The 935-nt window shown below is 58.8% G+C and carries 1 protein-coding gene; it reads left to right on the top strand.

The genetic code is table 11. The annotated features are described in order from the left end of the window. A partial coding sequence (locus FH871_RS31735; RefSeq protein WP_171063029.1) for a RagB/SusD family nutrient uptake outer membrane protein occupies positions 1-935 on the top strand: 935 nt, incomplete at both ends.

Here is a 935-nt window from a genome sequence, read left to right as displayed (position 1 = left end):
ATGAAACATATAGTTAGTAAAGTGAGCAAAATCGCCCTGCTGGGGGCGGTGCTGCTGGGTCCGGTGGGTTGTTCCGATTTCCTCGATGAGCAGGCACCCTCCAACCTGACCCCCGATAATTTTTACACCATTCCTGACCACGCCGAAGCCGCCCTGGCTTCGGTCTACGCCGACCTGCGGTTCATGGGCGACGGGGCCGGGATCTTCTCCTCCAACTGGCAGTTGCTCGAAGCCCTCACCGGCACCTCGACCACCGAAACCGCCCAGAACTCGGATTTGAACAACCTCTACGGGCTGGTCCACGACGGCAACACCGCCCACGTGGTCAACTACTGGAACGGTCTCTACAAGGTCATCGCTCAGGCCAACCAGGTGCTCGACCGCGTGCCGGCCATCACCCCCATGCCCGATGCCCAGAAAACCAAGATCCTGGGCGAAGCCCGGTTTCTGCGTGCTTCGGCCTACTTCACGGCGGTTCGTCTGTGGGGTGACATTCCCCTGATTACCAAGCCCCAGACGGCGACTTCGGAAGATTTCCAGCCCGCCCGTGCTTCCCAGGAAGAAGTGTACAAACTGATCGTGGAAGACCTGGTGGCGGCCGAAGCGGCTGGTCTGGCGTGGATGGATGTCAGTGGCCGGGCCAACCTGGCAGCAGTCAAAACCCAACTGGCGAAAGTATACCTGACGATGGCGGGTTTTCCGCTGAGCAAAGGGGCGACGCACTACAAGCTGGCGGCCGACAAAGCCCTGGAAGTGATCACCTACTCGAATGCCAACCCGACGGTGATCAACCTGTTCACGACTTATGAGGATGTACACCGGGAAAGCACCGAAAACCGACTGGAGCACCTGTTCATGCTGCAATACAACACGCTGGTAGCGGGCAATCCGATGGACAACATGTACCCCAACTTCAAACCGGTGACCTTCAACGG

Source organism: Larkinella sp. C7 (genome assembly GCF_006149005.1).
Classification (GTDB): Bacteria; Bacteroidota; Bacteroidia; order Cytophagales; family Spirosomataceae; genus Larkinella.
The sequence above is the reverse complement of the archived record's forward strand: the minus strand, read 5'-3'. Positions and strand labels throughout refer to the sequence as shown.